27 protein-coding genes are annotated in these 26,705 nt (G+C 60.1%); 19 read left to right on the forward strand and 8 right to left on the reverse strand.

Features of this window, described 5'->3' with window-relative positions; translation table 11 throughout:
- Positions 1-20: 20 nt before the first annotated feature.
- The 4 genes from D8U69_RS05210 to D8U69_RS05225 form a co-directional block, all read right to left on the reverse strand.
- A complete protein-coding gene (locus tag D8U69_RS05210) occupies positions 21-779 on the reverse strand; it encodes a collagen-like protein (protein ID WP_056856130.1) in 759 nt (252 codons plus the stop codon).
- Positions 772-1,050 (reverse strand): DUF1145 domain-containing protein, encoded by a 279-nt coding sequence (locus D8U69_RS05215; protein ID WP_056856131.1) that lies wholly within the window; start codon positions 1,048-1,050, stop codon positions 772-774. The genes D8U69_RS05210 and D8U69_RS05215 overlap by 8 nt, the downstream gene beginning before the upstream one ends.
- 147 nt (positions 1,051-1,197) lie before the next feature.
- On the reverse strand, positions 1,198-1,911 hold the full coding sequence (locus D8U69_RS05220; protein ID WP_056856132.1) for an OmpA family protein: 714 nt from the start codon (positions 1,909-1,911) through the stop codon (positions 1,198-1,200).
- An 89-nt stretch (positions 1,912-2,000) separates the two neighbouring features.
- Positions 2,001-2,696, reverse strand: a complete 696-nt coding sequence (locus D8U69_RS05225; RefSeq protein WP_130904374.1) for an OmpA family protein — start codon at positions 2,694-2,696, stop codon at positions 2,001-2,003.
- A gap of 190 nt (positions 2,697-2,886) precedes the next feature.
- On the opposite strand from D8U69_RS05225, the gene D8U69_RS05230 reads away from it, so the two are divergent.
- The 4 genes from D8U69_RS05230 (at position 2,887) to D8U69_RS05245 (ending at position 4,679) form a co-directional block, all read left to right on the forward strand.
- The gene (locus tag D8U69_RS05230) at positions 2,887-3,384 is read left to right on the forward strand and encodes a DUF6231 family protein (RefSeq protein WP_056856134.1); all 498 of its coding nucleotides are present in this window, start codon (positions 2,887-2,889) and stop codon (positions 3,382-3,384) included.
- A 4-nt stretch (positions 3,385-3,388) separates the two neighbouring features.
- Positions 3,389-3,865 carry a YchJ family protein gene (locus D8U69_RS05235; protein WP_130906835.1) on the forward strand — a complete coding sequence of 159 codons (477 nt, stop codon included), beginning with the start codon at positions 3,389-3,391 and terminating at the stop codon, positions 3,863-3,865.
- A gap of 122 nt (positions 3,866-3,987) precedes the next feature.
- On the forward strand, positions 3,988-4,473 hold the full coding sequence (locus D8U69_RS05240) for an LEA type 2 family protein (protein ID WP_130906836.1): 486 nt from the start codon (positions 3,988-3,990) through the stop codon (positions 4,471-4,473).
- Positions 4,474-4,478: 5 nt separating this feature from the next.
- Positions 4,479-4,679: an SEC-C metal-binding domain-containing protein gene (locus D8U69_RS05245; protein ID WP_034146774.1), complete on the forward strand. Its 201-nt coding sequence runs from the start codon at positions 4,479-4,481 to the stop codon at positions 4,677-4,679.
- 160 nt (positions 4,680-4,839) lie between these two features.
- On the opposite strand, the gene D8U69_RS05250 is transcribed toward D8U69_RS05245, so the two are convergent.
- Positions 4,840-5,406, reverse strand: a complete 567-nt coding sequence (locus D8U69_RS05250; protein WP_130906837.1) for a cysteine hydrolase family protein — start codon at positions 5,404-5,406, stop codon at positions 4,840-4,842.
- Positions 5,407-5,543: 137 nt separating this feature from the next.
- Here D8U69_RS05250 and D8U69_RS05255 point away from each other — a divergent pair, with 137 nt between their 5' ends.
- The 10 genes from D8U69_RS05255 (at position 5,544) to pdeM (ending at position 18,802) form a co-directional block, all read left to right on the forward strand.
- Positions 5,544-7,994 carry a penicillin acylase family protein gene (locus D8U69_RS05255; RefSeq protein ID WP_130906838.1) on the forward strand — a complete coding sequence of 817 codons (2,451 nt, stop codon included), beginning with the start codon at positions 5,544-5,546 and terminating at the stop codon, positions 7,992-7,994.
- A gap of 361 nt (positions 7,995-8,355) precedes the next feature.
- Complete coding sequence (locus tag D8U69_RS05260) at positions 8,356-9,390, forward strand: ligase-associated DNA damage response exonuclease (RefSeq protein ID WP_130906839.1); 1,035 nt, start codon at positions 8,356-8,358, stop codon at positions 9,388-9,390.
- Entirely contained in the window at positions 9,387-11,075 is a 1,689-nt protein-coding gene (locus D8U69_RS05265) for an ATP-dependent DNA ligase (protein ID WP_130906840.1), read from the forward strand. Before D8U69_RS05260 ends, D8U69_RS05265 begins: the two co-directional genes overlap by 4 nt.
- Positions 11,076-11,280: 205 nt before the next feature.
- A complete protein-coding gene (locus D8U69_RS05270) occupies positions 11,281-12,063 on the forward strand; it encodes a transporter substrate-binding domain-containing protein (protein WP_056856142.1) in 783 nt (260 codons plus the stop codon).
- Positions 12,064-12,119: 56 nt separating this feature from the next.
- Positions 12,120-12,848 carry an ABC transporter permease gene (locus D8U69_RS05275; protein WP_056856143.1) on the forward strand — a complete coding sequence of 243 codons (729 nt, stop codon included), beginning with the start codon at positions 12,120-12,122 and terminating at the stop codon, positions 12,846-12,848.
- The gene (locus D8U69_RS05280; protein WP_056856144.1) at positions 12,845-13,555 is read left to right on the forward strand and encodes an ABC transporter permease; all 711 of its coding nucleotides are present in this window, start codon (positions 12,845-12,847) and stop codon (positions 13,553-13,555) included. The genes D8U69_RS05275 and D8U69_RS05280 overlap by 4 nt, the downstream gene beginning before the upstream one ends.
- A 26-nt stretch (positions 13,556-13,581) precedes the next feature.
- Positions 13,582-14,700 carry a succinylglutamate desuccinylase/aspartoacylase family protein gene (locus D8U69_RS05285; protein WP_130906841.1) on the forward strand — a complete coding sequence of 373 codons (1,119 nt, stop codon included), beginning with the start codon at positions 13,582-13,584 and terminating at the stop codon, positions 14,698-14,700.
- Between the two features lie 13 nt (positions 14,701-14,713).
- The gene (locus tag D8U69_RS05290) at positions 14,714-15,478 is read left to right on the forward strand and encodes an ATP-binding cassette domain-containing protein (protein ID WP_056856146.1); all 765 of its coding nucleotides are present in this window, start codon (positions 14,714-14,716) and stop codon (positions 15,476-15,478) included.
- A gap of 178 nt (positions 15,479-15,656) precedes the next feature.
- Complete coding sequence (locus tag D8U69_RS05295) at positions 15,657-18,143, forward strand: ligase-associated DNA damage response DEXH box helicase (RefSeq protein WP_130906842.1); 2,487 nt, start codon at positions 15,657-15,659, stop codon at positions 18,141-18,143.
- Complete coding sequence (gene pdeM, locus D8U69_RS05300; RefSeq protein WP_130906843.1) at positions 18,143-18,802, forward strand: ligase-associated DNA damage response endonuclease PdeM; 660 nt, start codon at positions 18,143-18,145, stop codon at positions 18,800-18,802. Before D8U69_RS05295 ends, pdeM begins: the two co-directional genes overlap by 1 nt.
- 129 nt (positions 18,803-18,931) lie before the next feature.
- Here pdeM and D8U69_RS05305 read toward each other — a convergent pair whose 3' ends face one another.
- Together D8U69_RS05305 and dcd are read right to left on the reverse strand one after the other, a co-directional pair.
- Positions 18,932-19,141, reverse strand: a complete 210-nt coding sequence (locus tag D8U69_RS05305; RefSeq protein WP_056856149.1) for a hypothetical protein — start codon at positions 19,139-19,141, stop codon at positions 18,932-18,934.
- A gap of 105 nt (positions 19,142-19,246) precedes the next feature.
- Entirely contained in the window at positions 19,247-19,813 is a 567-nt protein-coding gene (dcd, locus tag D8U69_RS05310; RefSeq protein WP_007940589.1) for a dCTP deaminase, read from the reverse strand.
- Between the two features lie 353 nt (positions 19,814-20,166).
- Between dcd and D8U69_RS05315 the strand changes: the two genes are divergently transcribed.
- On the forward strand, positions 20,167-20,376 hold the full coding sequence (locus tag D8U69_RS05315) for a cold-shock protein (RefSeq protein WP_002554837.1): 210 nt from the start codon (positions 20,167-20,169) through the stop codon (positions 20,374-20,376).
- A gap of 185 nt (positions 20,377-20,561) precedes the next feature.
- Here D8U69_RS05315 and D8U69_RS05320 read toward each other — a convergent pair whose 3' ends face one another.
- On the reverse strand, positions 20,562-21,569 hold the full coding sequence (locus tag D8U69_RS05320) for a DUF481 domain-containing protein (RefSeq protein WP_056856150.1): 1,008 nt from the start codon (positions 21,567-21,569) through the stop codon (positions 20,562-20,564).
- A gap of 163 nt (positions 21,570-21,732) precedes the next feature.
- On the opposite strand from D8U69_RS05320, the gene D8U69_RS05325 reads away from it, so the two are divergent.
- The 4 genes from D8U69_RS05325 to D8U69_RS05340 all read left to right on the forward strand — a co-directional run bounded on the left by D8U69_RS05325 (position 21,733) and on the right by D8U69_RS05340 (position 26,520).
- Complete coding sequence (locus D8U69_RS05325; RefSeq protein WP_056856151.1) at positions 21,733-22,086, forward strand: MGMT family protein; 354 nt, start codon at positions 21,733-21,735, stop codon at positions 22,084-22,086.
- Between the two features lie 44 nt (positions 22,087-22,130).
- On the forward strand, positions 22,131-23,690 hold the full coding sequence (locus D8U69_RS05330) for an AmpG family muropeptide MFS transporter (protein WP_130906844.1): 1,560 nt from the start codon (positions 22,131-22,133) through the stop codon (positions 23,688-23,690).
- A gap of 143 nt (positions 23,691-23,833) precedes the next feature.
- Entirely contained in the window at positions 23,834-25,549 is a 1,716-nt protein-coding gene (locus D8U69_RS05335) for a proline--tRNA ligase (protein WP_130906845.1), read from the forward strand.
- Between the two features lie 17 nt (positions 25,550-25,566).
- Complete coding sequence (locus D8U69_RS05340; protein WP_130906846.1) at positions 25,567-26,520, forward strand: hypothetical protein; 954 nt, start codon at positions 25,567-25,569, stop codon at positions 26,518-26,520.
- The last annotated feature ends 185 nt before the right edge of the window (positions 26,521-26,705 follow it).

The following is a 26,705-nucleotide window of genomic DNA, read 5'->3' on the forward strand; positions in this document are numbered from 1 at the left end:
AGCGTGGGAACGATCAATGCTTACAACCGCTGCACGACCACCGAGCCTGCCGCCCCGGCAGGTCCCGGTTGCCCATCGGCACCTGGTTTGCCGCTCTTGCCGCCATCGGCTTTATAGATCAGGCAGCCCTTGGCCTTGCCTCCGGCGCCAGGTTTTCCACCGGGTCCGGCCAGGCCACCCGCACCGCCGGCCACTTGAACCTTGATCTGTTCTGCCGGGTAATCACGCGGCACCACCAGTTTGACCAATGCCCCCGGTGCGCCTGGCTGGCCGTCACTGCCATTGCTGCCATCGGCACCGCGTCCGGCCTGGCCCCAGGTACAGCCCGGGGCTTGACCGTTGGCCCCGTCGAGACCGACAAACCCCGGAGCCCCCGCACCACCGCGCGCGTCGACGATCAGTTGCGGGGCATTGAGCGTCTTGATTTGCAGATTCAGGTTGCGCCCGGAGCGCGCGGCCTTCTGAAAAGTGCCCGGCGCGCCGCGAGCGGTGATCTGGCTGCCCTCGGACAATTGAGCACGGCTGACTTTCAATTCCAGCGCCTGCTCGCTGGGTACAATCGCGATCCGCGCATCACGTCCTAGATGCAGCTCGCCGACGGTGACTTCAGTCACGTTCGACGGAATCAGTAACGTGCCGTAATCGGCGACCTCCAGACGTTCCAGTTGCAAGGTGCTGGCGGTGTTGGGCAGACGCATCAGCGAGTTGGTTTCGACGCTCACCACCTGAGCGCAGGCCAGTGGACTGATGAGTACGGCGAGCAGACAGAATTTACGCATGGGAAGCCTTGGATGCGGAGGGAGCGGGAATGGTTTGCAGGTGGAAAACGCCGAAAATGACAATCTTCAGACGATCACGCCAAGGGTGCGCGCGGCCTCTGAGGCTGCGGTAGCACAAAAGCGCTTCCAGTAGATGAAGGATCGCCAGAATACCGCCGGCCAGATTGACCAGCAGATGCAGCGGATAGACAAATGGCGTGAACAGGTTGACCAGCACCACCAGCCAGAACAGCAGGGTCAACAGCTTCCCCAGCCCCCAAATCACCTTCATACGCCCCTCGATGGGAATTATTCTTTGAGCGCACAGTAACGGCTTCCACGCGGGATAAGCCAGAGGGCAAGCGAAAATTCTTGATGAAGATCGCCGAATGGCCGTCGAAACGCAGGAGATCTGCGTTCGACAGCTCTAACCCGCGGTTCAGCGATTGATGTGCAGTTCCACGCGACGATTTTTCGCGCGGCCTTCCTCGGTTTCGTTATCGGCCACCGGCTGACTTTCGCCCTTGCCCTCGCTGGTGAGTTTGTTGGGTGCCACACCCTGGCTCAGCAGATATTCCGCCACGCTGCTGGCGCGGCGCTCCGAAAGGGCCTGGTTGTAGCTGTCCGAGCCAACGCTGTCGGTATGGCCGATCACCTTGATGTTCACCACATCGGCGTCCAGCAATTTGCTCATGATCGCATCGAGCTCGCTTTGCGCGGTCGGGGTCAGGTCGGATTGATTGAAACCGAAGAACACGTCGTTGCTCAACGTGATGACTTCAGGCGCAGCAGGTTCTGCAGGTTTCACGCTGGCCGGGTATTGCGGCAGCGGGCAACCGTGATGTTCCACAGGCGTGTTGGCCGGTGTGTCGGGGCAGCGATCGCGGCGGTCGAACACACCGTCGTCGTCTTCGTCACCGTCCTGGGCGTAACAGATCAAACCACCGGTCAATATACCGAGCGCCGCTCCACCCGCCGCCCAACCGCCACTTTCGATAGCGCCCAGGCCTCCACCGACCAGTCCGCCAATGACGCTGCAGATCGGCCAGGTACGTTGATTGAGGGGGGCAGTGCCATCACTGTGAGTAGCGCAACCGGTCAACAGGCTGCCCAGCAGCAGAACCGGCAAGACGGTCCGTGTGAGATTGCTCATTTCCAAAGCTCCTGTGTCACCGGCCGATGCCGGTTACACAGGAGTAAAGACCCGCATCCGCGACTGCACAAGCCGGGAATCCGAGGGGCTTAGCGCTCGATTTTGATTTCCGTACGACGGTTTTGTGCACGACCGTCGGCAGTTTTGTTTTCGGCTACCGGCTGGCTCTCACCGGCACCGGTAACAGACACAAAGTTGCTGCGCGGCACGCCTTGCTGGATGAGGTACTCAACCACCGAATGAGCGCGTTTATCCGACAGTTTCTGGTTGTAGGAATCGCTGCCCACGCTGTCGGTATGACCGGTTACGGTCAATCGGGCAGTAGGGGCTTCCGCTTTCAAACGAGTGGCAATCTTGTCGAGTACCAGTTTGTCGGACGACGTGAGCGTTGCTTTATCGAACTGGAAGTGGACATCACGAATGACAATGGTTTCTTCCTTGACCACTACAACTTCTTCAACCACTGGAGCAGGTGCTGGTGGTGGGCAACCATCGGCATCGACCTGAACGCCTCTAGGCGTGCCCGGGCACTTGTCGCGACTGTCCGGAACACCATCGCCGTCTTCGTCGCCGTCACCGTGAACCCAGCAATAAGCGGCCGCCGTACCACCGACAACCAGCGCGCCCCAACCTGCCCACGACGAGCTCTCGGTCGCGCCGAGACCCGCACCTACGACACCACCGACCGCCGCACAGGTCGGCCAGTCGGTTTTCTGCAAACCTGCGCAACCAGTCAACACACTGGTTAGCAGAACCAGGGGTAATGCTGTCCGAACTATGCTCATCTAGTTTTCTCCTGAAGGATCGGCTTAGAACCGATTCAGGGAGTAAAGACCGGAGTTTTAATCTCCGCCAGCAATAGGCCATTGCAGTTTTGTCCCCTGTTCACGGCAGATCATCTCTTTTCAGGGAAAGCCGCTCTAGGCTCGAACTTGCGGGCAGGCTAGTCTTGGCAGACCTGACTGAGGAACTTCGATGATTGCAGCTATTTCTTCGCGCACGCCACAACAGGCGTTGGCCGCTTTGCTGGATCGTTACGCCCCTGCACGCCTGCTGCTGATCGGCGCCAGCGAATTCCCGGCGCTTGAAGCCTTCAAGCTCGCCCACCCCGACAGCTGCGTGGCGCATGCTGCGCCGGGAGCATTGCCGGCCGAACTGGCGGCGCGCCGGTTTGACCTGGCGCTGGTGGTCGATTGCCTCGAACACTTGCCCAAGCGCGATGGCCTGAATTTGCTCGGCGGCATCCGCAATCTCAACGCCAGCCGCATCGCCGTCCTCGCCGACTTACCGGCCAGCGGCTGGCAGGAGACGGACTTTTTCTCCCTGGCCCTGCAAGCCAGCGAACGCTTTCAGCGCGACGAACAGGTGCTGACCCTCTTCACCTATGATCTGCTTGACTACAAACAAGTCCCGGACTGGCTCAATTCGCGCTTTTGGGCCAATCCGGAAAACTTCGGGAAATATTGGTGGTAACGCAATGAGTACATCCATTTGCCCTTGCGGTAGCGGCACCCTGCTCGACGCCTGCTGCGGTCCTTACCATGCCGGTCACCCGGCCCCTTGCGCCGAAGCCCTGATGCGCTCGCGCTATAGCGCCTATGTGCTGGGCCTGATCGACTATCTGGTGACGACCACCCTGCCCGCCCAGCAATCAGGACTCGACCGGCAATCGATCAGCGACTGGAGTGCCCAAAGCACCTGGCTGGGCCTTGAGGTGGAAAGCTCCGAAGTGCTCGGCGGCCAGCCGGAACACGCGTTCGTGACCTTTACCGCGCGCTGGCACGACGGCAGTGGCGAGCACAGTCATCGTGAACGCTCGTCATTCGTCCAGAACGCTGGACATTGGTACTTCATCGATCCCACCGTACCACTGGACATCGGTCGCAACGATCCATGCCCTTGCGCCAGCGGGCAGAAGTTCAAGAAATGCTGCTCGGGCTATTTCGGCGCGTGAGTTGACCGCAAAAAATCGCAGCCTTCGCCAGCTCCTGCACGGGATTGCCTGCACACTGCAGGAGTGGCCGAAGGCTGCGATCCTTTAACGACTAGACTGGGGTTCAAGGGAGAAGAACGACCATGATCACCCGGCGATTCGCACAATGTCTGCTCATGCTTGCCCTTTGTCTGGGGCTCGGCGGCTGTGCGTCCTGGTTCGCCAGCGATGAGCCAGCCCCCGAAGTGCACCTGACCCGGGTGGAAGTGGTGCGCGCCAAACTGCTGGAGCAACGCTTCGTGTTGCACTTTCGCATTGATAACCGTAGCGAAAACGAGCTGACCGTACGCGGTATGGAATACCGCATTCATTTGGGCGACATCCTGCTGGTCGATGGCGAGCATGAACACTGGATCAGCATCGGCCCCAAGGCCAGCCGTTTTTACAAAGTGCCGATCCGCACCAACCTGTGGCCCAAGGTCAGAGACCTGGTCAAACAGTTGAAAAACTCCGAGCAAGGCATTCCCTATCGCCTCGAAGGTGAAATGGAAACCGGTTTATTCATCGCCCACTACGTGCACCTGGAGCGCAATGGCGTGATAATCCCCGCCGATCTAATTCCGGAGTAACCCCGATGACCCAGCAACCCCATGTCCACGGCCCTGACTGCAACCACGATCATGACCATCATGATCACGACCATGGTCATGTACACGGCCCGAATTGCGGCCACGCCCACCAGGAACCGGTGCGCAATGCCTTGAAAGACGTTGGCCGCAACGACCCTTGCCCATGCGGCAACGGCAAGAAATTCAAGAAGTGCCACGGCGCTTGAGGCTTCAGGTGAAAACCTGCCTCGTCTGGTAGGCCGGTTTCGCGAGCAGGCCCACTCTCACAGTGTTTCGAGACCTGTAGGAGCAAGGCTTGCCCGCGATTGCCGCGCCTCGGTACTTCATACTCTTTGCATCATCGTTCATCGCGGGCAAGCCTTGCTCCTACAGATGTTCACCCGCCTTCAGAATGTGTTCGGTACTGACCACGGTCGCGTACTCACCATGCAGATTCCCCAGCGACATACCGTGCACCTCTTCGGCTGAACGGGGGTTACCGAAAAAATCGGCCTTGTCGAAGGTAAAGCACGCATCCTCCACCACCCACGCCTCGAACCCCAGGTTGCCCGCCGTGCGCGCCGTGGACTCCACCGAGTTGTGGGTCGCCACGCCGACGATGATCAACTGTGCGATCCCCGCCTCGCGCAACAGTCTCTCCAGCCCTGTTGAACAAAATGCGTCCGGCACCTGCTTCTGAATCAGTTGCTCACCCGGCAGTGGCTGAAATCGTTGCTGAATCTCCACGCCCGATTGCTGCGGCCAGAACACCGAGTCCTCTGATCGGGACAAGTGCTGGACGTGAATCACCGGCCGTTCGCTGCGCCGCCAATGCGCCAACAGTTCCAGCATGCGGTCCTCGGCCTGGGGATTGTTCCGGCGACCCAGCCTGGGGTGCAGAATGCCCTTCTGTTGATCGATGATGATCAATCCTGCATTTGCCTTTAATTCCATGTCGACACACCTCCCGGACCATTGGTCGCTGAACTTATCAGACAAATCCTGAAATAACCTTGTACCCCGCTTGCGCGCCCTCCTCCCGCTCACTAACGTAGCGGCTTTACTGACGCTACCCCCGCAGGAGCTTTGCCATGGCCTCGCCAGCCCTCACACATTTTCTACCCCGGTTCGGCGTTGCCGCAGCAGTCACGGGGGTTTTGAGCCTGACAGGGTGTCAGAGCTTCAATGCCCAGGACACCCTCCCGCCGACCTCCGGCGTGCAGCCACTCAAGGGGCTGGCGCAGAATGTCTCGGTGCGCCGCAACGCGATGGGCATGCCGTTGATCGAAAGCAGCACGTTCCACGACGCGCTGTTCGCCCTCGGCTATGTGCACGCCAGCGACCGCATCACCCAAATGGTCACCCTGCGCTTGCTGGCCCAGGGCCGTCTGGCGGAAATGCACGGTGCGGATTTGCTGGACGCCGACCGCTACATGCGCGCGGTCAACCTGAAGAAAAGCGCCGGGGAGTTGTACAAAGCGTCTTCGCCGAGGCTCAAACGCTTCTTTGAAGTCTATGCCCGCGGGGTCAACGCCTACCTGTTCCGCTATCGCGACAAGCTGCCGGCGGATCTGGCCGCCAGCGGCTACAAGCCTGAGTACTGGAAACCGGAAGATTCAGCGCTGATTTTCTGTCTGCTGAACTTCAGCCAGTCGGCCAACCTGCCGGAAGAAATTTCTGCGCTGGTACTCGCGCAAACCGTCACCACCGACAAACTGCCGTGGTTGACGCCGTCCGCTCCCGACGAAAAGCTGCCCTTGGCTGAAAGCGAGAAGCTGCATGGCATCAAGCTTAACGGGCAGGTACCGGGGCTGACTGAAATCAGTAAGGCCACCCGCCAACTGTCTGAGTTGAATCTGCTGGGCGCCATTTCCTCGAACAATTGGGCGATAGCGCCGCAACGCAGCCGCAGCGGCAAAAGCCTGCTGGCCAGCGACAGCCATGGCCCGATGGGCGTGCCGTCGCTCTACAGCTACGTACAGATTCGCGCGCCGAAATATCAGGCCTCCGGTGTGACCATCGCCGGTTTGCCGATGGTGCTGGGCGGTTTCAACGGCAAAGTGGCGTGGAGCACGACCACCGTCATGGGTGACAACCAGGACCTGTTCCTGGAAAAAATCCGCCGCCAGGGCAACGGCCTTGCCTACGAAACCAATGGCAAGTGGCAGCCGGCGACCGCGCGCAACGAAACCTACTTCGTCAAAGGCCAGCGGCCGATTCGCGAAACCGTGTACGAAACCCGCCACGGCCCGCTACTCAACAGCGCCCAAGGCCTGGCGCAAGGCAACGGCTTCGGCCTGGCCCTGCAGACACCGAACTTCTCCGACGACAAATCCCTGGACGCGTTTTTTGACCTGTCCCGCGCGCAGAACGTCGAGAAGGCGTCCGATGCCAGCCGCGAAATTCGCGCCATTGCCTTGAACCTGGTGTTTGCCGATGCCAGCAACATAGGCTGGCAAGTCACCGGCCGTTACCCTAACCGCCGCGAAGGCGAAGGCCTGTTGCCCTCGCCGGGCTGGGAAGATCGCTACGATTGGGACGGCTACGCCGACCCGATGCTGCACCCTTACGACCAGGACCCGGCGCAAGGCTGGCTCGGCACGGCCAACCAGCGGGTCATTCCCCATGGCTACGGCATGCAACTGTCCAATTCCTGGTCGGCACCGGAGCGTGGCGAGCGTTTGGCAGAACTGGCCGGTGTGGGCAAACATGACACTCGCAGCCTGATTGCCATGCAGTATGACCAGACCACCACGTTCGCCGCCAAACTGAAGAAAATGTTCGAAGCGCCGGGCATGGCCCAGCCACTCAAACAAGCCATCGAAGCCCTGCCGGTGGCCGATCGCGGCAAGGCACGCGAAGCATTGACCCGCCTGATGGCATTCGACGGCAAACTGGCCCCGACGTCCGCCGATGCAGCGATCTACGAACTGTTTTTGCAGGAAAGCATGAAACAGATTTTCCTCGATGAGTTGGGACCGGACAGCAGCCCGGCCTGGAAAGCCTTCGTCGCCAACGGCAAGTTGTCCTACGCAGCACAGGCCGATCATTTGCTGGGCCGCGAAGACAGTCCATTCTGGGATGACGCGCGCAGCGCGCAGAAAGAAGATAAACCCGCGATTCTCGCCCGCAGTCTCGCCGCGGCAATCACGGCCGGCGACAGTCAGTTGGGCGGCGATCACAAAGCCTGGCAGTGGGGCAAACTGCACCGCTACGAATGGAAGAACGTCAGTGGCCAGACCGTGCGCGGCCCCGTGCCGGCCGGTGGCGATCACACCACGCTCAACACCGCCGCTTTCGCCTGGGGTCAGGACTTCAACACCACGCTGGCACCGGCCATGCGCTTTATCGTCGATTTCGGCCAGGCCGAACCGTTGATGGGCCAGATCGCCAGCGGCCAATCCGGCAACCCGGCCAGCCCGAACTACCTCAACAGCATCGATCCGTGGCTCAAAGGGCAGTATCAGACCCTGCCGATGCAGTCGCAGAACTATGACAGGGTTTATGGCAGCAAGCGCTTGACCCTGACACCGGGCAAGTAACGCCCCCTGTAGGAGCGAGCCTGTCGAATCGTCGCACCGTCGCGATGGACGTCAATGATAACGCGGGGCACCTGATGCCCCGCGGCGTTCTTGGATTCATCGCCAGCAGGCTGGCGCCTACAGGGGATTTGTGCCAAATACTTGAACCGCGGCCACTTCAAAGCCTGTAGGAGCATGGCTTGCCCGCGATGACGCCGGCACATTCAACATTATCGGTGACTGACATTCCGCTATCGCGAGCAAGCTGTGCTCCTCAAGGAATGAGCTGTACCTCGTGTAAAGCGCACCCATCAAACCCCGATAGAACTTCTCGCCGCGCGCCAGCCTCATAGCTAACAAGTCCCCCCACTTGGGTAGCATCGTGGATCTTGTTATCGCGCGTCCCGAAGGCTTGTACTGCCCCGCTGGCGATTTCTATATCGATCCCTGGCGACCGGTCGAGCGATCAGTCATTACCCACGCCCATGGCGACCATGCGCGCACCGGCAACCAGCATTACCTGGCAGCGGCGCCGGGTGAAGGCATTCTGCGAGCGCGGCTGGGGCAAGACATCAACCTGCAGACGCTGGCCTACGGCGAGCGCTTGTTGCATCACGGCGTCACCCTGAGTTTTCATCCGGCTGGGCATGTTCTGGGATCGGCGCAGGTTCGCCTGCAATACCGCGGCGAAGTCTGGGTCGCTTCCGGCGATTACAAAATCGAGCCCGACGGCACTTGTGCCCCGTTCGAACCGGTGCGCTGCCATACCTTTATCACCGAATCGACCTTCGGCCTGCCAATTTATCGCTGGCAACCCCAGGCGCAGGTCTTCGCCGAAATCAATCAATGGTGGCAGGCCAACGCGGCACAGGACAAAACCAGCGTGCTGCTGTGCTATTCGTTCGGCAAAGCCCAGCGCATTCTCCACGGCATCGATGCCGGACTTGGCCCGATCCTGGTCCATGGCGCGGTCGAACCGCTGAACCGGGTTTACCGCGAAGCGGGTGTTCACCTGCCTGCGACGATCTATGCCGGCGATGTGCAAAAAAACGACCCGCTGATGCGCAAAGCCCTGGTCATTGCCCCTCCCTCCGCCGGTGGCAGCACCTGGATGCGCCGCTTCGGCGACTTCAGCGATGGCTTCGCCAGCGGCTGGATGCGCCTGCGCGGTACTCGCCGGCGCCGCGGTGTGGATCGCGGCTTCGTGCTCTCCGATCACGCGGACTGGCCTGGCCTGCTCTGGGCCATCGAACAGAGTGGTGCGCAACGGGTGATGGTCACCCACGGTTCGGTCGCCGTGTTGGTGCGTCACCTGCGCGAGCAAGGCCTCGACGCCCAGGCTTTCGATACCGAATACGGTGACGATGAAGAAGAACCTGTAGCCGTCGAGCACGAGCCCACCGAGGCGACGTCATGAGAGCGTTTGCCCAGTTGTATGCCGAGCTCGATGCGACGACTTCAAGCAATGCCAAACTGTTGGCGATGCAACGCTACTTTGCCCAGGCCGCCCCTGAAGATGCTGCATGGGCGGTGTATTTCCTGTCCGGAGGACGGCCCCGGCAATTGGTGCCGGCGCGGCTTCTGCATGATCTGGCGATTGAGCAATCGGGCCTGTCGACGTGGTTGTTCGAAGAGAGTTATCAGGCCGTGGGCGATCTGGCCGAAACCATCTCGCTGATCCTGCCTGAGGCTCCTCACGTGTCCAGCGATGGCCTGGCCGTGTGGGTCGAAAAAAAGCTGCTGCCTTTGCGCGGCGAATCCCCCGAGGTGCTCGCCCGGCAACTGCCCGAACTCTGGTCGCAACTGGACCGCACCAGCTTGATGCTCTGTATCAAGCTCATCACCGGCAGCTTTCGTGTTGGCGTCTCCAAACTGTTGGTCACCCGGGCGCTCGCCGCCATGGCCCATCTCGACAGCAAACGCGTGGCGCAACGCCTGGTGGGCTATACCGACCTGTCCAATCGCCCGAGCGCCGCCAGTTACCTGAAACTGATCGCCGCCGAATCGGCAGATGAACATGCCCAGCGAGGCGGCCAGCCCTATCCGTTTTTTCTCGCCCACGCACTGTCCCAACCAGTCGAACAATTCGACGCATTGCTCGGCCCTGCCAGCCAATGGCAAGTGGAATGGAAGTGGGATGGCATCCGCGCCCAAGTGGTCAAGCGCGACGCAAAGTTGTGGGTCTGGTCACGGGGTGAAGAGTTGGTGACCGAGCGGTTTCCCGAGCTGGCCAACCTGAACCACGTCTTGCCCGACGGCACGGTGATCGACGGTGAAATCGTGGTCTGGAAAGCTGATCAACCCGACACCGCCGACGCCTTCGACCCGCAATCGCCGACCGCCCCCGCCGTGCAACCTTTCGCCCTGCTGCAACAGCGCATCGGGCGCAAAACCCTGAGCAAGAAAATGCTTGGCGACATTCCGGTGGTCATCCTCGCGTACGACTTGCTGGAATGGGCCGGCGAAGACTGGCGCAATCAACCGCAGGTGCAGCGGCGGGCGCAACTGGAGCAAGTCATTGCCCGTTGCAATCATCCGGCGCTGCTGGCGTCGCCACTGTTGACCGGCGAAGACTGGTTCGACCTCGCCCGCCAGCGCGAAGACTCTCGCCGGCTCGGCGTCGAAGGGATGATGCTCAAGGCTCAAGACGCGCTCTACGGCGTGGGCCGAACCAAGGATGTGGGCGTCTGGTGGAAATGGAAGGTAGACCCGTTCAGTGTCGACGCCGTACTGATTTACGCGCAACGCGGTCATGGCCGCCGGGCGAGTCTTTTCAGCGACTACACCTTCGCGGTCTGGGACGGCCCACCCGACGCCAGCGAGCGCACGTTGGTGCCCTTTGCCAAGGCCTACTCAGGGCTGACCGATGCAGAAATGCGCCAGGTCGACAGCATCGTGCGTAAAACCACCGTGGAAAAATTCGGCCCGGTGATCAGCGTCAAACCGAGCCTGGTGTTTGAGCTGGGCTTCGAAGGGATTGCGCTGTCCAAGCGGCACAAAAGCGGGATCGCCGTGCGGTTTCCGCGGATGCTGCGCTGGCGTCAGGACAAGTCCGTCGATGAGGCGGATCACTTGGGAACACTGCAGGATTTGCTCCAGTAATTCGCCTGCCGAAGAACCAAAAGAGTGCAGGTCTTCCACGCCGCCCGTTTTCGTGCACTAATCCCATCCCGGCGATTTCCTGAATGCCTGTTAAACGCTTGTTCGGCACTCTGGTTCGGAAATTGCTACTTTCATTAGGTCTTACGCTTACCAGTAACAATAATTCTGCGCCACAAGCGCTCATATTGGTTTTAGGGAATAAATAATGAAAAAAGCATTGCTGACCCTCTCTGCACTGGCGTTGTGCATGGCCGCTGGCTCCGCCATGGCAAAGGAATACAAGGAACTGCGTTTTGGTGTTGACCCTTCCTACGCACCGTTCGAGTCGAAAGCGGCTGACGGCAACCTGGTGGGCTTCGACATCGATCTGGGCAACGCAATCTGCGCCGAGCTGAAGGTCAAGTGCAAATGGGTCGAAAGCGATTTCGACGGGATGATTCCTGGCCTCAAGGCCAATAAATTCGACGGTGTGATCTCTTCGATGACCGTCACCCCGGCCCGTGAAAAAGTCATCGACTTCTCCAGCGAGCTGTTTTCCGGTCCAACCGCCTACGTGTTCAAGAAAGGCTCTGGCCTGACTGAAGACGTCGCTTCGCTCAAGGGCAAGACCGTCGGCTACGAGCAAGGCACCATCCAGGAAGCCTACGCCAAAGCCGTTCTGGACAAGGCTGGGGTAAAAACCCAGGCCTATCAGAACCAGGATCAGGTGTATTCCGACCTGACTTCCGGCCGTCTCGACGCCGCGATCCAGGACATGCTGCAAGCCGAACTGGGCTTCCTGAAGTCGCCAAAAGGCGAGGGCTACGAAGTCAGCAAGCCAGTCGACAGCGAACTGCTGCCTGCTAAAACGGCTATCGGTATTAAGAAAGGTAACACCGAGCTGAAAGCACTTTTGGACAAAGGTATCAAAGCGTTACACGATGATGGCACCTACGCCACCATTCAGAAGAAACACTTTGGCGATCTGAATCTGTACAGCGGCAAGTAATGCCCGGCGCCCATCTCGCGATGGGCGCTTTTTTCATCCGATCAGGTTGCTGATTTATGTTCGAAAACCTCCTGCAAAATCTGGGGCTCTCCGCCTTCAGCCTCAAGGGCTTCGGTCCTTTGCTGATGGAAGGCACCTGGATGACTATCAAATTATCGGCGATGTCGCTGCTGGTGGCCGTGTTGCTCGGCCTGCTCGGCGCCAGCGCCAAACTGTCCAAAGTCAAACTGCTGCGCCTGGTTGCCCAGTGCTACACCACGTTGATTCGCGGGGTGCCGGACCTGGTGCTGATGCTGCTGATCTTCTACAGCCTGCAAACCTGGCTGACGTCGCTTACCGACTACATGGAATGGGAATACATCGAGATCAACCCGTTCAGCGCCGGGGTACTGACCCTGGGCTTCATTTACGGCGCGTATTTCACCGAGACGTTCCGCGGCGCCATCCTTGCCGTGCCGCGCGGCCAGGTCGAAGCGGCCACCGCCTATGGTCTCAAGCGCGGCCAGCGCTTTCGTATCGTGGTGTTCCCGCAAATGATGCGCTTTGCCCTGCCGGGTATCGGCAACAACTGGATGGTGATGCTCAAGGCCACCGCGCTGGTGTCGATCATCGGCCTTGCCGACCTGGTCAAGGCAGCCCAGGACGCGGGTAAAAGCAGCTATCAACTGTTCTACTTCCTGGTGCTCGCTGCGCTGATCTATCTGCTGATCACCAGTGCCTCCAACATCATTCTGCGCTGGCTCGAACGCCGCTACGCCGCCGGGACCCGGGAGGCCGTACGATGATCGAACTCCTGCAGGAATACTGGAGGGCTTTCCTCTACACCGACGGCCAGAACATCACCGGCCTGGCCATGACCCTGTGGCTGCTCAGCGCGTCGATTTTCATCGGTTTCATCGTCTCGATTCCGCTGTCCATCGCCCGGGTTTCACCGCACTTCTACATACGCTGGCCAGTGCAGTTCTACACCTACCTGTTCCGCGGTACGCCGCTCTATATCCAGTTGCTGATCTGCTACACCGGCATCTACAGCCTCGCCGCCGTGCGGGCGCAACCGGTGCTCGACAGCTTCTTCCGCGATGCGATGAACTGCACCATCCTGGCGTTCGCACTGAACACCTGCGCCTATACCACGGAAATTTTCGCCGGGGCCATCCGCAGCATGGCCCACGGTGAAGTCGAAGCCGCCAAGGCCTATGGCCTGACAGGCTGGAAGCTGTATGCCTACGTGATCATGCCTTCGGCTCTGCGCCGCTCGTTGCCCTACTACAGCAACGAAGTGATCCTGATGCTGCACTCGACCACCGTGGCCTTCACCGCAACCATCCCGGACATCCTGAAAGTCGCGCGGGACGCCAACTCGGCGACCTTCCTGACCTTCCAGTCGTTCGGCATCGCCGCGCTGATCTACCTGACCGTCACCTTTGCGCTGGTTGGCCTGTTCCGTCTCGCCGAACGCCGATGGCTGGCCTTCCTCGGGCCGACTCACTAGGGCCCAAGCTTCCTGGAATAAGACAAATGCGCCACCAGATACATGACTTGCTGGCCCCGCTGCCGGGGACAGCACGACAGATCCACAGCTTTCACTTCGGCCCTCAGCCGGCCAAAGGCAAGATCTACATCCAGTCATCCCTGCACGCCGATGAAATGCCCGGCATGCTGGTCGCCTGGCATCTCAAGCAACGCCTGACGGAGCTCGAAGCGGCCGGGCGGCTGCGCAGTGAAATCGTTCTGGTTCCGGTAGCCAATCCGGTTGGCCTGGAACAAGTGCTGATGGATGTGCCGCTGGGTCGATACGAGCTGGAAAGCGGACAGAACTTCAACCGCTGGTTCGTCGACTTGAGCGAGGAAGTCGGCAATGAGATCGAAGGCCAGCTCGGTGACGACCCCCAGCGTAATCGCGAACTGATCCGCAACAGCCTGCGCAATGCGCTGGCCCGGCAGACCGCCGGCACCCAGTTGCAATCCCAGCGCCTGACCCTGCAAAGGCTGGCCTGCGACGCCGACATGGTGCTGGACCTGCATTGCGATTTCGAAGCCGTCGCGCACTTGTACACCACGCCCGAAGCCTGGCCGCAGGTCGAGCCGCTGGCGCGCTACATCGGTTCCGAAGCCAGTTTGCTGGCCACTGATTCCGGCGGGCAGTCGTTCGATGAATGCTTCACCCTGCTCTGGTGGCAGTTGAAAGAACGCTTCGGCGAACAGTTCGACATTGCGCCGGGCAGCTTTTCGGTCACGGTCGAATTGCGCGGCCAGGGCGACGTCAATCACCCGCTGGCCAGCCTCGACAGCCAGGCACTGATCGATTACCTGATTCACTTCGGTGCAATTGCCGGCGAACCGGCGCCATTGCCCGACCTGCCCTACCCGGCTACGCCCCTGGCCGGCGTCGAACCGGTGGCGACCCCCGTCGGCGGTTTGCTGGTGTTCACTGCATTGCCAGGTGAGTACCTGGAAGCCGGGCAACTGATCGCCGAAATCATCGACCCGATCACCGATCGCGTCACTGCGGTCCATTGCACTGCCGCCGGCCTGATGTACGCGCGCTCGCTGCGCCGCATGGCCACTGCCGGCATGGTCATCGCCCATGTCGCGGGCACCGAAGCCTATCGCAGCGGCTACCTACTTTCGCCTTGAGGATGCTTGTTCCATGTACAAACTGACCATCGAAGGCCTGCACAAGAGCTATGGCGATCACGAGGTGCTCAAAGGCGTTTCGCTCAAGGCCAACACCGGCGACGTCATCAGCCTGATCGGCGCCAGCGGCTCGGGCAAAAGTACCTTTTTGCGCTGCATCAACTTTCTCGAACAACCCAATGACGGCGCCATGAGCCTGGACGGCCAGGCGATCCGCATGGTCAAGGATCGCCACGGCATGCACGTCGCCGATCCCGACGAACTGCAACGGATCCGCACCCGCCTGGCCATGGTGTTCCAGCACTTCAACCTGTGGAGCCACATGACCGTGCTGGAAAACATCACCATGGCCCCGCGCCGGGTGTTGGGTTGCAGCAAGCAGGAAGCCGAAGACCGTGCCCGTCGCTACCTGGACAAAGTCGGCTTGCCGGCGCGGGTGGCGGACCAATACCCGGCATTTCTTTCCGGCGGCCAGCAGCAACGGGTGGCGATTGCCCGAGCGTTGGCCATGGAGCCGGAGGTCATGCTGTTTGACGAACCGACGTCAGCGCTGGACCCGGAGCTGGTGGGTGAAGTGCTCAAGGTGATCCAGGGCCTGGCCGAAGAAGGCCGGACCATGATCATGGTCACCCACGAAATGAGCTTCGCCCGTAAAGTGTCGAGCCAGGTGCTGTTCCTGCATCAGGGCCTGGTAGAGGAAGAAGGCGCGCCGGAAGACGTGCTGGGCAATCCGAAGAGCGAGCGCCTCAAGCAATTCCTCAGCGGTAACCTCAAGTAAAACCAGCCCCATGTAGGAGCAAAGCTTGCTCGCGATAGCGGTATTTCAGTCGATATTATCCTCGCCTGAAGCACCGCTATCGCGAGCAAGCTTTGCTCCTACAGCAGACATCGCAATAAAACTTGTTGTGTTGCGTCGTGGTCACTGAAGGAACACTTTCAGAGCGCAAACCGCCGGCATGGGAACCTCCCCCGACTACGCAAAACTCTGGTTCACCGCTCGCGGCTGGAAGCCGTTCGCCTTTCAAAAGGAAGTGTGGTCAGCGGTAAAACAGGGACACAGCGGATTGCTGCACGCCAGCACCGGCGCCGGTAAAACCTACGCGGTCTGGTTCGGCGCGCTCAATCGCTTCGCCCGCTCTTCACCTGCGGTTGAAACAACTCGCAAACGCAAACCCGTGGCCGAGCCCCTCACGGTGCTGTGGATAACCCCCATGCGCGCCCTGGCCGCCGACACCGCCCGCGCACTTGAAGCGCCGCTGCAGGCTTTGCAGATTCCGTGGAGCGTCGGCCTGCGCACCGGCGACACCAGCAGCAGTGAACGAGCGCGCCAGAGCCGGCGCCTGCCGAGCACGCTGATCACCACACCAGAAAGCCTGACCCTGATGCTTGCCCGTGCCGACGCGCAAACAGCACTTTCGACCTTGCGCATGGTGGTGGTCGATGAATGGCACGAATTGCTTGGCAACAAGCGCGGCGTGCAACTGCAATTGGCCTTGGCCCGTTTGCGTCGCTGGCGTCCCGAACTGATCGTCTGGGGCATTTCCGCGACGCTGGGTAATCAGTCTCACGCCGAGCAGGTGCTGATCCCCAACGGCGGCGGCATCAGTGTGCAAGGGCAAACCCGCAAAGTGCTGCGGGTCGACACGCTGCTGCCCCCGGCGATCGAGCGTTTTCCCTGGGCCGGGCACATCGGGTTGAAGATGCTGCCGCAGGTGGTGGGCGAACTCGAATCCAGCGCCAGCAGCCTGGTGTTTACCAACACCCGTGCCCAGTCGGAGATCTGGTACCAGGCCCTCCTCGACGCCCGGCCGGACTGGGCCGGATTGATCGCGCTGCACCACAGCTCGTTGTCCCGCGACACCCGAGACTGGGTCGAACGCGCGCTCAAGGATGGCCAACTCAAAGCGGTGGTCTGCACCTCCAGCCTCGATCTTGGTGTGGATTTCCTGCCGGTGGAGCGGGTTCTGCAAATCGGCTCCGCCAAAGGTGTGGCGCGGCTCATGCAGCGTGCCGGGCGCTCCGGCCATGCACCGGGACGTGAATCACGGGTCACGCTGGTGCCAACCCACAGCCTTGAATTGATCGAGGCCGCCGCGGCGCAGGATGCTGTCGCGGCACGCTGCATCGAACCGCGGCTATCCCCGGTCAAGCCACTGGATGTATTGGTGCAACACTTGGTCAGCATCGCTCTGGGCGGCGGTTTTCTCCCCGATGAGTTGTACGAAGAAGTCCGCGGAGCCTGGGCATATCGTGACCTGAACCCGGCCGAATGGGCATGGGCGCTGGCGTTCGTACGCCATGGCGGACTCTCCCTGACAGCCTATCCGGATTACCGCCGGGTCGAGCCCGATGAGCACGGTGTGTGGCGCGTGCCGGATGCACGGCTGGCCCGCAGGCATCGCATGAGCATCGGTACCATCGTCAGCGATGCGAGCATTCAGTTGAAATTCTGGAGCAAGGGCGGCGGTGGCAAACAGTTGGGCAGTGTCGAGGAGGGCTTTATTGCGCGCCTCAAACCCGGTGATGGTTTTCTGTTCGCCGGGCGCTTGCTGGAACTGGTGCGGGTAGAAAACATGACCGCGTACGTCAAACGCAGCACGGTGAAAAAAGCCGCGGTCCCGCGCTGGAATGGCGGACGCATGCCCCTATCCAATGAACTGGCAAAAGCGGTGGTCGCCCGATTCAGTGCCGCGGCGAAGGGTCATTATGTCGGCCCGCAAATGCAGGCGATGCGCCCCTTACTGCAAGTGCAACAACGGTGGTCGGGATTACCGACCGAAAACAGTCTGCTGGCCGAAGCCCTGAAATCTCGCGAGGGCTGGCACCTTTTTCTTTTTCCCTTCGCCGGTCGCCAGGTGCATCTGGGGCTGGCCAGCCTGTTGGCGTGGCGGGCCAGTCAACGCCAGCCGCTGACCTTCTCGATCGCAGTCAATGATTACGGCCTGGAACTGCTCAGCGCCACGCCCGTCGATTGGTCGCGGCAACTCGATGCCGCCCTGTTCAGCGCCGATAATCTGTTGCAGGACGTACTGGCCAGTCTTAATGCCGGTGAACTGGCCCTGCGCCGTTTCCGCGAAATCGCTCGAATTGCCGGGCTGGTGTTCGCCGGCTACCCCGGCGCTCCGAAAAGCACGCGGCAGGTTCAGGCGTCCAGCGGCCTGTTCTTCGAAGTGTTCAAACAATACGACGCGGGCAATTTATTGCTGGCTCAGGCCGGGGAAGAAGTGTTGCGGGAAGAGTTGGATATTCGTCGCCTGGAACAAACACTGGAGCGAATCAACCGGATGACATTGGACCTGCATCAGATCAAGCGACCAACGCCCCTTGGCTTTCCACTGCTGGTGGAACGGATGCGCGAAAGCATGAGTTCGGAAAAACTCGCCGACCGCATCCGACGCATGGTCAGCGATCTGGAAACAACCGCCGACACCGGGAAAACCTGATGAGTGCGCCCTATCCGATAAGCCTTTGTGGAGAAGAGCTCTGGCTGCTGCCGGAAAAAGCCGTCTATTGGCCGGCTCAACAAGCGTTGTTGGTGGCCGATGTGCATTTTGGCAAGGCCGCGGCCTATCGAAGCCTGGGTCAACCTGTACCTCAGGGTACAACCCAGCAGAACATTGCCGTGCTCGATGCCCTGTTGAAGGCACTTCCCTGCCGGCAATTGATTTTTCTCGGTGACTTTCTCCACGGCCCCGGCTCTCACGCGACAGCTACGCTCCAGGCGTTGGCCCAGTGGCGAGCGCGGCATCGTGACTTGCCCATGACGCTGATCCGCGGCAACCACGATAAACGTGCCGGCGACCCACCCGCCACACTGAACATTGAGGTGGTGCCTGAACCCATGTTACTGGGGCCTTTCGCTTTGCAGCACGAGCCGAACCCGTATCCTGGGCGGCATGTGCTGGCCGGGCACGTGCACCCGGTGTTTCGGCTCAACGGTCGAGGCCGGCAGCGTTTGCGCCTGGCGTGTTTCAGGATTGGCGAGACGGTCAGCCTGTTACCGGCCTTCGGCGCGTTCACCGGGGGATATCAGGTTGAACGGGACGACAATTGCAGGATTTTTGTAATCGGCGACAACGAAATCTGGCCGGTGACCCTGTAGGAGCGAGCCTGTCGAATCGTCGCACCGTCGCGATGGACGCCAACGATGACGCGTGGCAACTGATACTGCGCGGCGTTCTCGGGTTCATCGCGAGCAGGCTCGCTCCTACAGACAGAGGTCCGGTGTTGATCAGGCCACAGGCGCGGGAGGCGGTTCGTCCGGAAGAGTCGGCTCACCTGGCTCGGTAGGTTGTTCGTTGGGCGTATCAGGATCAGGCTGGCCGGGAATGCCCCCTGCCATGCTGATCGTCGGGTGTGCCAGCAAGGACCAGGCTAAAACGCCAACCTGATTGGGCTCGAGCCTTGCCAGTTCGGCACTTATTTGCGGGTCGATCTTCATAAAGCACTCCTGAGCGATGGCCCGATCTGCCTTGCGCGGATCGGAAGTACACTCCATAGAGTGTACGCTCGCTCAGGAATTCCCACGGTTTGTCGGACGGTTGACTCAGGTCCGTGGCAGGGTCACGCCACGCTGGCCTTGATACTTGCCGCCACGGTCCTTGTAGGACACTTCGCACTCTTCGTCGGATTCGAGGAACAGCATCTGCGCCACGCCCTCGTTGGCGTAGATTTTCGCCGGCAGATTGGTGGTGTTGGAAAACTCCAGGGTCACGTGGCCTTCCCACTCCGGCTCCAGCGGCGTGACGTTGACGATGATGCCGCAACGCGCGTAGGTGCTTTTACCCAGGCAGATGGTCAATACATTGCGCGGGATGCGGAAGTACTCGACGGTGCTGGCCAGGGCAAAGGAGTTCGGCGGGATGATGCACACGTCGCTGTGGATATCGACGAAGCTGCCGGCATCGAAGTTTTTCGGGTCGACAATGGCGGAGTTGATGTTGGTGAACACCTTGAAATGATTGGTGCAACGCACATCGTAGCCGTAGCTGGACACGCCGTAGGAGATCACACGGCTATCGTCGCTGCCACGCATCTGGCGCTCTACGAACGGCTCGATCATGCCGTGCTCTTGCGCCATGCGGCGAATCCACTTGTCCGATTTGATGCTCATGGCGGTGTCCTGAATAGCGAGGTGGAAAAAATCTGTCCGGCATCTTACCGGGGCGCGCCGCCGGGTTCAAAGCACTGGGCGCAATTCTCGATGATCCTGCCGAAATTACGGACCTTCGAAGCAATACGATGCACCGTCGATCACGAAAACCGAGAAACCTTCGCAAGAAGCATTGGCACGTCTCGGAAAAAGGGTTAAGGTGGCGCCACTGTGCTGCTTGTGTCACTGAGAATCTCTACACGATATGTTGAATTTCGATCCAACCATCTACAAGAATTTTTCCTGCTCTTTGCACTCAGTCTCGGCCAGGGTTCTTCCTGAGTCGCAGTTATCTTTGTTCAAGGAGTTACACCATGTCTAATCGCCAAACCGGTACCGTTAAGTGGTTCAACGATGAAAAAGGCTTCGGCTTCATCACTCCACAATCCGGTGACGACCTGTTCGTTCACTTCAAAGCTATCCAATCCGACGGCTTCAAAAGCCTGAAAGAAGGCCAACAGGTTTCTTTCATCGCTACCCGCGGTCAGAAAGGCATGCAAGCTGAAGAAGTTCAAGTTATCTAACTTGTACTTGCTTTAGTAAAAGGCCCCGCCCTCAAAAGCGGGGCTTTTTTGTGGGCGAGTGTTTTGTCGGCCAAGAGCTTTTGATTGCGCTGACGCCATCGCGGGCAAGCCTCGCTCCTGCAGATATCCAATGACTCTGTAGAAGCGAGGCTTGCCCGCGATGGGTTATAGATGTGGAAACGGGTTTACCAGGTCACACCAAATCCTGCGGTGTACCGGGTCTTGTCCAGGTCGGCTTCTTGCGTACCATCGACGATGTCGCGTTCAGCCTTGAGATTGAGCGAAGCCCAGTCGGTCACCTTGTAGCGCAAGCCCATCTCGGCATCCAGCGCATACTCGGCCACGCCGGACAGTGGCTTGCCCACCTCGCCATTGGTGAAGAATTCGACTTTTTTGCCGATCAGATAGCGGTTGTAATCCCACTTCATTGCCACGGAATAAAAGTTGTCCTTACTACCGTCGGCAAATTGATAATCCGTGCGGTTGATCAGCGAGCCGAGGGAGAACGCCCCCAGCTCGTTATCCCAGAACTGGTAACCCGGACCGGTACCGACCGTGCGTTGACGGGACAGGTCTTCAACCTTGTCCCGCTTATAGACCAGTCGACCCTGCCAGAACCACTTTTCGGTCAGGAAGCGGTCGAGGGAGTACTCGGCCCGCCAGTTGTCCGTAGTCACCACATCGTCCTGGAACTCGCGGTTGTACTCGCCTTCCGCAATGTGGCGCCAGCGACCATGACGCGCGGATGTCTTGAAGTCGACATCGTAATCGTCGGTGTCCTTGTCGGCGCGCTGGTAATCCAGAGCTGCATCAATGTTGCCTTTCCAGACCAGATCCTCGACGACAGGCTTGGGCTTGAGCATCTGCTGAATGCTCGCCAACTCCACCGTCTTGGGCGCATCACCGTTGGCCAGAGTTACCTTGCCATCCTCCGCCGCGTGCAGCGACTTGGCCACCTCCCCGGTGTAGGCATCCTGCTTGACCAGCAGATGTTGATCGCTCTCCAGGGTTTTCACCTTGTTCCAATCGATCGGCACGGCACCGGCATACTCGGTCTGAACCAGCAGCTTGCCGCCATCGAACAGGATGATCTTGCCGCTCAACTTGTCACCGTTCTTCAACCAGACGGTATCCGCGAGCAAAGGAGTGGAGGCACTGACGACAGCGAGGCACAGCAGGGTTCTGGACAACATAAGCAAATACAGGCTCAGGTTCGCGAAAAAAAGTCGGCATTATCCGCAGGAATAAGGCCCTAGCAAGGACTGACCCGACTATTTCTATTGAGTTCATTTCTCAATTGGCGATCGAGGATTTACTCTACGGACGGTACTGTAATTTTTTTCAGGGACTGCGCACGTGACCGAAACAGAAGCTGAACCCGAAAGCGCAGCGCAAATCCGACGCACGGCGCTCTATCTGACCCTGGCCCAAGTGCCCGAAGGCAAAGTGGTGAGCTACGGTCAGTTGGCGGAGTTGGCCGGTTTGGGCCGGGCCGCGCGCTGGGTCGGACGGACCCTGAGCCAACTGCCCGCAGACAGCAAGCTACCCTGGCACCGCGTACTTGGCGCCGGAGGGCGCATCAGCCTCCCCGTTGGCAGCCCGTCGGGGGATGAACAACGCGCGCGATTGCGCATGGAGGGCATCAGTATCCTGAATAATCGTGTTGATATTCAGCGCCATGGGTGGCGCCCGGTAGAGCACAGCGGTTAGAGTGCGCGCTTTGTTTCCGTATTTCTTGAGGCAGACTCCAGCCCATGCCCCGTAAAACCTGGCGCGCCGCGCTCGCTGCCTATGCCAGCCCCTCGACGCTTGTACTGCTATTGCTGGGTTTCGCCGCCGGCCTGCCCTACATGCTGGTGTTCTCGACGCTTTCCGTCTGGCTGCGTGAAGCCGGCGTGGCGCGCGAGACCATCGGCTACGCCAGCCTGATCGGCCTGGCCTACGCCTTCAAATGGGTCTGGTCGCCCTTGCTCGACCAATGGCGCCTGCCCTTGCTCGGCAAGCTCGGTCGTCGACGTTCCTGGCTGGTGCTTTCCCAGGCACTGGTGATCCTCGGCCTGGTCGGCATGGGCTTTTGCGACCCGCAAAAACATTTGTCCTGGCTGATCGCCATCGCTGTAGTGGTCGCGTTCGCCTCGGCGACGCAGGATATTGCGGTTGACGCCTATCGCCTGGAAATCGCCGAAGACAATCGCCAGGCTGCCCTGGCCGCCAGCTACATGTCCGGTTATCGAATCGCGGCGCTGCTGGCCACGGCCGGCGCGCTGTTCTTCGCCGAAGGTTTCGGCTCCACCGGCTTCAACTACAAGCACTCCGCCTGGGCCGGCACGTACCTGCTGTTCGGCGCCTTGATGGTTCCGGCGCTGCTGACCTCGTTGTTCATGCGCGAACCGCCCGTGCCGCTGCGCACGCAATTGCAGGCCGGACGCTACAGTTTCGTGCATCAATTGGCCTCGGTGTTCGTTCTGATCGTACTGCTGGTTTCCGTGCCGGCCATGTTCACCCAGCTCTACAACACCGACTTCGCCAGCGTGCTGTTCGAAGGTGTGAGCCCGCTTGACCTGCTGCTCCAGGACCGCGCCTTCCTGCGGGCAATCCTCTACACCACGCTCACCGCCCTGTGCCTGTCAGCCATGGGCCGTCGCGGGCTGGCGCCGGTGCTGACTCCGGTCAACGACTTCATTCTTCGCTATCGCTGGCAAGCGCTGCTGCTGCTTGGCCTGATCGCCACTTACCGGATGTCCGACACGGTCATGGGCGTGATGGCCAACGTGTTCTATATCGACCAGGGTTTCACCAAAGACCAGATCGCCAGCGTCAGCAAGATCTTTGGCCTGATCATGACCCTGGTGGGTGCCGGCATGGGTGGCCTGCTGATCGTGCGTTTCGGCATCCTGCCGATCCTGTTCATCGGCGGCGTGGCCTCCGCTGGGACCAACATCCTGTTCCTGATGCTCGCCGACATGGGTGCCAACCTGAACATGCTGGTATTGACCATTTCACTGGACAACTTCAGTTCCGGCCTTGCGACCTCGGCATTCGTGGCCTATCTGTCGAGCCTGACCAACCTCAAATTCTCCGCCACCCAATACGCCCTGCTCAGCTCGATCATGCTCTTGCTGCCGCGCCTGATCGGCGGTTACTCCGGGGTCATGGTGGAAAAATTCACCTACCACAATTTCTTCCTGATCACTGCCCTGCTGGGTGTTCCGACGCTGCTGCTGATCGCCTTGCACTGGTTCCAGGAAAGTCGCCGCGAGGGTCCGACCCCCACACCGGAACCCGTACCGACGCAGGTAGCGGAAGAATCGTAGGAAGAATCTGCAGGAAACAACCTGGAGGGCGCAGCGATTCCCGCCCTCCCGCCACACCGCCGACCGCACGCCTGTACGACAGCGGATCTCGCCCGTACAATGCTCCGTCATTTCTCGTCATCAGCAATCGATAACGGCCAACCATGCGCACCAGTCAATTTTTGCTCGCCACACAGAAAGAAACGCCTTCCGACGCGGTCGTGATCAGCCACCAGCTGATGCTGCGCGCCGGCATGATCCGCAAACTTGCCTCGGGCCTGTACACCTGGCTGCCGATGGGCTTGCGAGTGATGCGCAAGGTCGAAGCCGTCGTTCGTGAAGAAATGAACGCCGCCGGCTCGCTCGAAGTGTTGATGCCGAGCACGCAACCGGCTGAACTGTGGCAGGAATCCGGTCGCTGGGAAGAGTACGGCCCTGAATTGCTGCGCTTCAAGGATCGCCACGGTCGCGATTTCTGCGCCGGCCCGACCCACGAAGAAGTGATCACCGATCTGATGCGCAACGAGTTGAGCAGCTACAAGCAGCTGCCGATCAACCTGTACCAGATCCAGACCAAATTCCGTGACGAAATCCGCCCACGCTTCGGTTTGATGCGCGGCCGTGAATTCATCATGAAGGACGCCTATTCGTTCCACGCTGACCAGCCGTCGCTGCAGGTCACCTACGACCGCATGCACCAGGCGTACTGCAACGTGTTTACCCGTCTGGGCCTGAAGTTTCGCCCTGTAGAAGCCGACAACGGCTCCATCGGTGGCGCCGGTTCCCACGAGTTCCACGTGCTGGCTGAGTCCGGCGAAGACGACATCGTTTTCAGCAACGGTTCCGACTACGCGGCGAACATCGAGAAAGCCGAAGCCGTGCCGCGCGAAACTTCGCGTGCCGCACCGACCGAAGAACTGCGTCTGGTCGACACGCCGAACGCCAAGACCATTGCGCAACTGGTCGAAGGCTTCAACCTGCCGATCGAGAAAACCATCAAGACCCTCGTGGTTCACGCCGAAGAGCCAGGCAAGCTGATTGCCCTGATCATCCGTGGCGATCACGAGCTGAACGAAATCAAGGCCGCCAACCAACCTGGCGTCGCCAGCCCGCTGGTCATGGCCTCGGAAAGCGAACTGCGCGACGCCATCGGCGCGGGTGCCGGTTCTCTCGGCCCGCTGAACCTGCCACTGCCGATCATCATCGATCGTTCGGTCGAACTGATGAGCGATTTCGGCATCGGTGCGAACATCGACGACAAGCACTACTTCGGCGTGAACTGGGAGCGCGACTTGCCGGTTCCAACCGTTGCCGACCTGCGCAACGTGGTTTCCGGCGACCCAAGCCCTGACGGCAAAGGCACCCTGGAAATCAAGCGCGGCATCGAAGTCGGGCACATTTTCCAGCTGGGCAACAAGTACAGCAAAGCGATGAAGTGCGAAGTGCTGGGCGAGAACGGCAAGCCGGTGACCCTGGAAATGGGCTGCTACGGCATTGGCGTTTCCCGCGTGGTGGCGGCTGCCATCGAACAGAACAACGACGACAAAGGCATCATCTGGAGCGACGCGCTAGCGCCTTTCCAGATCGCCCTGGTGCCGTTGCGCTATGAAACCGACCTGGTTCGCGAAGCCACCGACAAGCTGTATGCAGAACTGACTGCCGCCGGCTTCGAAGTGCTGCTGGACGACCGCGACAAGAAAACCAGCCCGGGCATCAAGTTCGCGGACATGGAGCTGATTGGCATTCCACACCGGATCGTGGTCAGTGACCGCGGCCTCGCCGACGGCAATCTGGAATACAAGAGCCGCACAGAGGCCGAGGCGCAAGCGCTGCCGGTCGCTGACGTGTTGTCTTTCCTCCAGGCCCGTATCCGCCGCTGACACCAGATAGAGACGTCATGTTCAAGCGAAACACCTTAGGCCTCGGTGGTGCCGCCCTGTGCGGCGCCCTGCTGGTCAGCGGCTGTGCCAATCACATGTCACAACGCAGCGAGCACGAGGAACGTGTCGAGCGCAAATTGCTCGATCACAGCCTGCAGATCGATGTCGGTGAGCCCAAGGTGCTTGAGCTGCCGCAGCGCCGGGTGAAAATCCACGAGCAAAAGACCTTCGAAGTCACCGAGTTCGAGGTCACGCGCCATTACGATCGCTACACGCCGTACCAACCCTGGCGGGAAATCTACGAGATCCCGCTGGGCGCTGTAGCGGTGGTCGGTGGCGTCGGTGCGAACGTGGTCAATGTGTTTGCCCTGGGCAACCTTCCGGATAGCGTGACCAAGGACTGGTTCAGTTACGGCTTTGCCGGACTCAACCCGTTCATGAACACGCAATCCAATGGTCGTGCGCAACAGAACCTGGCCGGGATCGATGAGGTCCAGCTCGACAAGCGCACGGAGTACTCGAGCCTGCCATGGAGCGAGCGTCCAGTGCAGGTCAAGGCCGGCAAGGAAACCTTCGAGCTGAGCACCGACAAAAACGGCGTATTGCGTCTGAACCTGTTGGACAGCCCGTTCGCCGAACATGACCTCAATCATCTGAGCAAGCTGCAGATCAATGTCGAGGACGCCAAGGACGACGTGCATACCGACTCGTCCCTCGCCATCAGCAATACCTTGCGTGGCAAGCTGCTCGAAGCCCACGGGTTGATTTACGACGACCTCGAAGACGACGAAGTAAGCCAGTGGGTACACCGGGTCAAGCGCCTGTCGGAACTGGGCCTGGAGGAAGAGGCCAGCGAGCTGGAACAGAGCCTGATTGAACTGACGCGCAACGACCCAGAGTTGCAGACCGAATTTCTGAAGTCGCTGACCAAGGATGCCGGGCGGCTGGTTGCGGATCCGGGGCCGAATTAAGGCCTGAAAGAATCGCGGGCAAGCCTTGCTCCTACAGGATTTATGTCGTCGCCGATATTTTGATCGACTCGAATCCTGTAGGAGCAAGGCTTGCCCGCGATAAGGCCCTGAAAATCACCGAAAAATCTAACGCTCAAACAACTCCATCTGCTCAAACCCGCCCCGCAAGTCCTCCAGCCTGACCC

The organism is Pseudomonas sp. Sample_16, assembly GCF_004307665.1.
GTDB lineage: Bacteria > Pseudomonadota > Gammaproteobacteria > Pseudomonadales > Pseudomonadaceae > Aquipseudomonas.